This is a genomic window from Streptomyces sp. RP5T (assembly GCF_003933965.1).
In the GTDB taxonomy this organism is placed as follows: Bacteria; Actinomycetota; Actinomycetes; order Streptomycetales; family Streptomycetaceae; genus Streptomyces.
The window spans coordinates 1-6,832 of the sequence record NZ_RSAJ01000452.1 but is presented as its reverse complement, the minus strand read 5'-3'; the positions used below and the strand labels follow the sequence as shown (position 1 = coordinate 6,832).

10 protein-coding genes are annotated in these 6,832 nt (G+C 67.3%); 1 reads left to right on the top strand and 9 read right to left on the bottom strand.

Translation table 11 applies throughout. From position 1 onward, the window contains the following. Window positions 1-54: 54 nt before the first annotated feature. The 7 genes from EHS43_RS46765 to EHS43_RS33135 form a co-directional block, all read right to left on the bottom strand. Complete coding sequence (locus EHS43_RS46765; RefSeq protein ID WP_169808255.1) at window positions 55-210, bottom strand: hypothetical protein; 156 nt, start codon at window positions 208-210, stop codon at window positions 55-57. A gap of 16 nt (window positions 211-226) precedes the next feature. Next, window positions 227-415, bottom strand: a complete 189-nt coding sequence (locus EHS43_RS33155) for a mobile element transfer protein (RefSeq protein ID WP_125194359.1) — start codon at window positions 413-415, stop codon at window positions 227-229. 4 nt (window positions 416-419) lie between these two features. Beyond that, on the bottom strand, window positions 420-599 hold the full coding sequence (locus EHS43_RS33150) for a hypothetical protein (protein ID WP_125194360.1): 180 nt from the start codon (window positions 597-599) through the stop codon (window positions 420-422). A gap of 21 nt (window positions 600-620) precedes the next feature. Continuing rightward, entirely contained in the window at window positions 621-1,274 is a 654-nt protein-coding gene (locus EHS43_RS33145; protein ID WP_125194358.1) for a DUF2637 domain-containing protein, read from the bottom strand. A gap of 75 nt (window positions 1,275-1,349) precedes the next feature. Continuing rightward, window positions 1,350-1,517: a hypothetical protein gene (locus tag EHS43_RS46760; protein ID WP_185806523.1), complete on the bottom strand. Its 168-nt coding sequence runs from the start codon at window positions 1,515-1,517 to the stop codon at window positions 1,350-1,352. An 11-nt stretch (window positions 1,518-1,528) separates the two neighbouring features. Beyond that, window positions 1,529-2,848 carry an FtsK/SpoIIIE domain-containing protein gene (locus EHS43_RS33140; RefSeq protein WP_125194357.1) on the bottom strand — a complete coding sequence of 440 codons (1,320 nt, stop codon included), beginning with the start codon at window positions 2,846-2,848 and terminating at the stop codon, window positions 1,529-1,531. 2 nt (window positions 2,849-2,850) lie between these two features. Beyond that, the gene (locus EHS43_RS33135) at window positions 2,851-3,180 is read right to left on the bottom strand and encodes a hypothetical protein (RefSeq protein WP_125194356.1); all 330 of its coding nucleotides are present in this window, start codon (window positions 3,178-3,180) and stop codon (window positions 2,851-2,853) included. A 189-nt stretch (window positions 3,181-3,369) separates the two neighbouring features. Between EHS43_RS33135 and EHS43_RS33130 the strand changes: the two genes are divergently transcribed. Continuing rightward, a complete protein-coding gene (locus EHS43_RS33130; protein WP_125194355.1) occupies window positions 3,370-4,128 on the top strand; it encodes a GntR family transcriptional regulator in 759 nt (252 codons plus the stop codon). 1,231 nt (window positions 4,129-5,359) lie between these two features. Here EHS43_RS33130 and EHS43_RS33125 read toward each other — a convergent pair. Then, on the bottom strand, window positions 5,360-5,875 hold the full coding sequence (locus tag EHS43_RS33125; RefSeq protein WP_125194354.1) for a phosphoribosyltransferase: 516 nt from the start codon (window positions 5,873-5,875) through the stop codon (window positions 5,360-5,362). Continuing rightward, a complete protein-coding gene (gene dcd / locus EHS43_RS33120; protein ID WP_125194353.1) occupies window positions 5,872-6,447 on the bottom strand; it encodes a dCTP deaminase in 576 nt (191 codons plus the stop codon). The genes EHS43_RS33125 and dcd overlap by 4 nt, the downstream gene beginning before the upstream one ends. Window positions 6,448-6,832 lie beyond the last annotated feature (385 nt).

Sequence of the window (6,832 nt, the reverse complement as noted above, 5' to 3'; positions counted from 1 at the left end):
GTCCTGGGGCGGGTACTTCGGGGTGAACACGAGAGGTGTCCCTTCAGATCGGACTTACTTGACGAGGCTGTCGACGGTGGGGCCGAGGAAGCTTCCGGCGACGAGGTAGCCGCCGAGCAGGAGCAGGACCACCAGCCAGATCGGCGGGCGGGTCAGCTTGATGCCGAGGTAGCCGACGACGATCACGGCGAGCCAGAGCGGAACGTCCATGACAGTGATCTCCCTTCTAGGCCTTGCAGCGGTGGGTCTGGGCAGCGAGTTCGGCAGCGGCACGGTCGGTGTAGTCGGCGGAGAAACCGCAGCCCGGCGCGGTGCACGCCGCGGTGTGCTTCTCACGGCCACGGCCGTCGTAGTACGTGCCGACCTGCACGGGGCCGAAGCGGCGCCGGTCACGGAAGCGGCGGTAGGCGGTCATGGCGTCAGTTCTCCTGTCGCAGGCTGCGGCCGGGGAACTCAGCGAGGATCTGGCGCGCCGTGTCCGGGTCCGGGGTGCGGTCGGCGGCTTCCTCAGCAAGCAGGCGGGCCAGGACCGGGCGTCCGGCGTCGGCCATCTCTCGGGCCGCGTTCACGAAGTGCTCGGGACGGTCGAAGGGCTGCATGGTGATCAACTTCGCTTCCTCTCAAGTGAGTTGGAGTTGTGCGGCGATCGCATCCGCCATGGGGGCGGGCAGTTGGAGCCGGGCCGACAGAGCGTCGGCGGGCATCGGGGCGCCGGTGGAAGCGCGGTGTGCGTCGGCGATCTTCCGGGCGTGATCCAGCAGCGCGGCCGGAACCGCTGGCACATCGGCCGGGGGCGCCTCGGGGGTGCCGGGTGCCAGTTCCGGCACCGGTGCCGGGACGGGTTCGTCGTCGCGCTGCATGTCGACGTCCAGCGCCGCCGGTTCGTCCACAGCCTGTGTGGGAGCGGCCGGTTCGGTCGGTGAGTGGACGAGGAGGGTGCCGCCGAGGAAGGCGAGCGCTGGCCAGCCAGCGACGAGGATGCGCAGCCAGGCGGGCACGTTCGCCAGATCCAGGAGCCCGGCGGTGGCGATGTTCGCGCCCAGCGAGGCGAATAGGGCAATCGTGAACCAGGTCCAGGCGGAGCGGTCCCGGCGAGCCGAACGCAGCCGACGCCAGGCGGCGACCAACAGCAGATCAACCGAGATCGGATAGGCCCAGGCCTTCCAGCCGGACTGTCCGGCAGCGTCGGCGAGATCGTGCAGATGGGCGAAGGACAACGCGCCAGCGATCACAGCCTGGATCAGCACAGCGTCCACGCGCAGCGAGCGGGACATGGGTCTTCACCTCCTTCAAGGGGGTCGGGCCGGGAACGGGCGGGGTCATGTCCAACCGCCCGGCCCCGGAGGGCTTCAGTCGATGACCTCGCCGGAGCCCAAACAGGTCAGGCAGAGGCCGGTCTGCTGGCCCACGGCACGGCGCTTGCGGCCGACGTGGACCGTGCGGGAGACCTCGCCGGAGCCCTTGCAGGTCGGGCACTTCGCCGGTTCGGCGGTCACGGTCGCGCGAGTCTTGGACACGGCCATGGCGATCACTTGACCAGCGACGGAGCGTCGGAGACGGGGGTAGGAACGCCGGGGCGGAAGGTTTCAAGGAACGGCAGATCCGGCACCAAGTGCGCGAAGTCCCGGCAGGTAGCGGCCACCGTGTCGCGGGAGATCTCGGGGGTGCGGATCTTGCACCAGCCCCCGGATGCGTCGGTGGCCACCGCCGTGCCGGGCCGGTTCGCGGGGATGACGCACGCGGTCGCCACGGCGGTCGGGGCGACGTCCTTGAGCCCCATCTCGGCCGTCTCTTTGTCGTTGACGCGGTGCACGACCCGGCCGGTGAGCTGGGCACGGAGCATGGTGGCGCCCTTGCCCAGGTCGGAGCCGAAGCGCTGCCCGCAGATCTCCAGGTAGATGCCGACCGCGCGAGCCATCTGCGCGAGGCGGATCAACGCCGTGACGATCCTCGTGCGGCGGTCCTCGTCCTCCCGGCGGGAGATCAGGAAGAGTTCGGCGATCTCGTCGACCAGCACCACGATCGGCGCAGGCCGCACCTCCTCCGGCAGCTCCCACAGGTCCGAGGCGCCGTGCAGGTTCAGCAGGTCGAAGCGGTCTTCCATTTCCGCCACCAGCACATCGGCCAGCGAGGCGGCATCGTCCGGGTTGGTTGCCAGGGCCGACAGCCGCGGGGCGAATGAGGACTGTTCGACCCCGCGCTTGCAGTCCATGCCCACCAGCGCGACCGGCAGCTTTGCGAGCCCGTTGATCAGGTTGCGCTGGTACATGGACTTGCCGGAGTTGTTCGCGCCCAGGGTGAGCGCCATCGGCGCCTTGCGGTAGTCCCGCTCGAACGCGGTCCCGTCATCGCGCAGCGCCACCGGTACGGCCATGCCGGCGGGCTGGACCTTGCGCGGCATCCGCACCCGGCGCAGCACGTCATACCCGGTCATCCGCAGTTCGACGAACCCTGGCTTGGTCACCACCACGCGGACCGCGTGCACACCCCAGGCGTGCCGCAGACGCTCCGTCGAGGCGATCACGTCGGCAGGCTCCAGACCGGCCGGAAGCCGCAGCGTCACCCGCAGTCCGGTCGAGGTGGGCCGTATCCGGCGGATCTTCGGCGCGACCGGCTGCACCTCACGCCGGGCTACATTGCGGGCCATGAACGCCCGCAGGCCGGACGGCTGCACCGTCAGCCCGCACACGTCCATCGTCGCCCGGTAGGAGAAGGAGAACCGCCCCCACGTGGCAGGCAGACCCACCAGCGACCAGTACACCCGCGGGGCCCGGTACTTCGCGTAACCGAGTCCGCCCGCACCGGCCGCGGATCCCGTGGCCTCCAGCCACACCGTCCAGTCAGCCATGATCAGGCCACCGGGGCGATCGCGACCGCACGGAACGAGATCCCGTGCCGCTTCTGGCCGTTGAACTCGTTCTCCCAGTCCCGCGCCTTCAGCCCGATGACCTTGACCGGCATCCCCGGCACCAGACCCTCGGGAAGGCCCGTCTCCGGCACGGTCACCTGGTAGAGGTTGCCCTCCCCCTCGTCCGAGACCAGCAAGCCCACGGTCGACAGACTCGCGTTGGTCTCCCGGTCCACGGCCCGCTCATCGGTCTTCTTGTTGACCATCTTCGGCTCCGGCGCGGTCGCCACGAACACCACAGCGGTCGAAACGTCGATCTTGAACGACGGCATGAGTCCATCCCTCAGTTCTTGGAGGCCACCCGTTCGCGACCTCTCTAGACATCTCCAGTAGGCCATACGTCTCTAGAGACGTCAAGGAATCTGTCTAGAGATGTTGAGGAAGCAGGATCGCGGCTACACGAGAGGGCAGGGGTCGTACACATGGCCTAGGCTGTCTAGAGAAGAAGGGAGGGCTCCCGAATGACCACCACCGACGACGACCGTCGGCCGAAGTACCAGCGGATCGCGGACTCTCTACGCGAGGCGATCCGGTCGGGCGAGTACGGTCCCGGTGATCGGCTTCCGGGAGAAAACGACCTCATGGCCACCCACGGCGTGGCCCGCATGACAGCACGTCAGGCCCTGAGCGTGCTCAAGGACGAGGGCATCGCCGAGGCCCGCAAGGGCGCTGGTGTCTTCGTACGGTCTTTCCGCCCCCTCCGGCGCCAAGGCATCAAGCGACTCGCACAGGAACAGTGGGGCAGCGGCCGATCCATCTGGTCGGCCGACATCGAGGACCGCGCTCTTGTAGTCGATCAGGTCACGGTGTCCGAGGAGACAGCACCGGAACGCATCGGGCAGGTCCTGGAGCTAGGTGGCGAGGACACCGTGTGCGTGAGGCGGCGGCGGTTCGTCTTGGATGAGAAGCCCGTCCTTCTCGCGACGAGTTATCTCCCCACATCGATGGTGGCGGGGTCAGCGATCACTCAGGCGGACACGGGACCCGGCGGGACGTACGCCCGTCTTGCCGAACTCGGCTACAAGCCAGTGCACTTCCGCGAGGAGATCCGCTCCCGCATGCCCACGAAGCATGAGGCGGAACAGTTGAGCATCTCCGCAGGTACGCCGGTCATCCTCATTTGCCGGACCGCGTTCGCTGACGAGGGTCGCCCCGTCGAGATCAACGAGATGACGCTCGATGCCGCTTCGTACATCCTGGAGTACGACTTCGACGCGTAGGCCTGCGCGACCTGTTACAGGTTTCTCTACCTCATCAAGGGCCCGCGCAAAGCGCGGGCTGGCCCCTTGGGCCTGGCCCTCTGCGCCTTCGGCGCCGGGCCTGGCCCCTGGGGCCGCAAGCATGTTACGGCCCGGACGGTAGAGCCCTAGACGGGCAGGCCACGGTCAAAACGATGCCTCCGGCGGGGGATCGGCCGGCACCGGGATGGAGGGGGCGCCGTACGCGGCCGCGGGTCCATAGTGGCGTGCGCGGGGAGCTTCCATCCCGACCACCATCGACCCAGGCAGAGCCGAGCAGACGCGGCCCATGGCGTCCAGGTCGTTCGTACAGTGGCGCGCTCCACCTGGACGCCATGAACCACGCCCGCTCCACGGTGTGTGGGTCGACGGCGGACGGGATGGAAGCTGGGGAAGTGGTGGGTGAGACATTGTGGTGCGTACGCCTCGTTACATCCGACCCACGTGACTTGCCCCAAGCACCTGTAGGCAATTTACGAAAATCAGCTACCGGACCCCGGCTGCACGTCCACAATTGGGTGCCATGCGAATCAAGTGGGAGTACGGAGAACTCACTCTGAAGTGGTTCGGAGACGGCACCAGTTCAGGATCTTGGTCCGACGCTTCGGGCCAGCTCATGGAGATCAATCCCCTTCTCCGCCTCGTGCACATGAACCAGCTGGGCGCTGAAGGCTGGGAGGTCGCGAGCGTTGAGACCGACTCCTGGACGCAGACCATCCAGTCTCCCGAGTGGAGTCAGTTTCCCGAACCCCCTCAGGTCCACAAAGGCCGATCGGTGATCTACACCCTTAAGCGGCCGGTTGAGCCCTAACGGGTGAGCTTGGCTGCAAGCCAGGCCGTGCCACTGCCGTGCCAGAACGGGCGGAGACCCACGGGGAACCACGGTGCAGTAGCGGCAACAGCCGGTGATCAGCTCTATGCGACGAACGGCCAGGTCACGCCCATGGTCACCCAACCACGCTCTTAAAGCGGGTGCAGTGGCCAATACACCCACACTTGGCCACCTACCCGAGCCGCTTGTAGAGCTGCTACCGCCCCGATTTCCAATCCGCATCAAGGATGGCAGCATGTACGGCTGCGCGGGCCCGGTCGTGCAGCATCTAGCGGGGAGCAACGGGGAACAGCAGCAAGCGACGCAAGAACCGGCAGGTCGGCGATCTCGCCCGACCGGGCCTACCTTGGAGCACTTCACAGGCTCGATTGGAGCCGCAGCTCAGATAGCTTCCTTTGACGGAGTGATGGGCTCCCCCGACTTACGTACTACAGGCAAAACGCTCCAGGGGAAGTTGATCCAGTCGTCCGTGCGCTTCCAGACGTACTCGCACTTCACCAGGGACTGCGGCTTCTCGTAGATGACCGCGGAGCGGACCTCGGCGACGGCGTCGAGGCAGAAGTCCCGGACCAGCTTGAGCGTCTTGCCGGTGTCGGCGACGTCGTCGGTGATCAGGACCTTCTTGTCGGAGAAGTCGATGGCGTTGGGGACCGGGGCCAGCATGACCGGCATCTCCAGGGTCGTCCCGACGCCGGTGTAGAACTCGACGTTCACCAGGTGGATGTTCTTGCAGTCCAGGGCGTACGCGAGGCCGCCGGCGACGAAGACCCCGCCGCGGGCGATCGAGAGCACGACGTCGGGCTCGTAACCGTCGTCGGCGATCGTCTGCGCGAGCTCACGCACCGCGGTGCCGAACGCCTCGTAGGTGAGGTTCTCCCGCACGTCCGCGCCGCTCATACCTGCGTCCGGTGGAAGTTGAGGAAGGAGCGAGAAGCGGTGGGGCCGCGCTGGCCCTGGTAGCGGGAGCCGTAGCGCTCACTGCCGTAGGGGAACTCGGCCGGCGAGGAGAGCCGGAACATGCACAGCTGGCCGATCTTCATCCCCGGCCAGAGCTTGATCGGGAGGGTCGCGAGGTTCGACAGCTCCAGGGTGACGTGCCCGCTGAAGCCGGGGTCGATGAACCCGGCGGTGGAGTGGGTCACGAGCCCGAGCCGGCCGAGTGAGGACTTGCCTTCGAGCCGCGAGGCGAGGTCGTCGGGGAGCGTGATGACCTCGTAGGTGGAGGCGAGGACGAACTCCCCCGGGTGCAGGATGAACGGCTCGTCGCCCTCCGGCTCCACGAGCCGCGTGAGGTCGGTCTGCTCCACGGAGGGGTCGATGTGGGGGTAGCGGTGGTTCTCGAACACCCGGAAGAAGCGGTCGAGGCGCACGTCGACGCTGGACGGCTGCACCATGGATTCGTCGTAGGGATCGATCCGTACCCGCCCGGCGTCGATCTCGGCCCGGATGTCCTTGTCTGAGAGAAGCACCCACCGAGGATACGCAAGGCGCGCGAACCGACCACCATCGGACGGACCCGCGCGCCTGGTACCGATCTCCAGCGCTTTTCTCTAGCGCCTTTCTCTAGCGCTTCTCCAAGGTCACCTGTACGACGCTGCGAAGCCGCGCACAGCGAGGACAGCGGACGAGCCGTCCGGGTCCGAGGCGCTCGGCCTGCTGCATCGGGAACGAAGCGGTGTTGAACACGTGCCCATCGGCACAACGGACGACGGTGCGCTCCATCAAGTCCTAGAGTCCCTTCCCCAAGAGCCGCGTCCGGCTGCTACTTGCCTGACGACAAAAGCCACATTACGGGATGGACGGGACGGCCCTCCAGGCGGCACTCCGGTCCCGCCCTGACCCTCTCCCACGCCC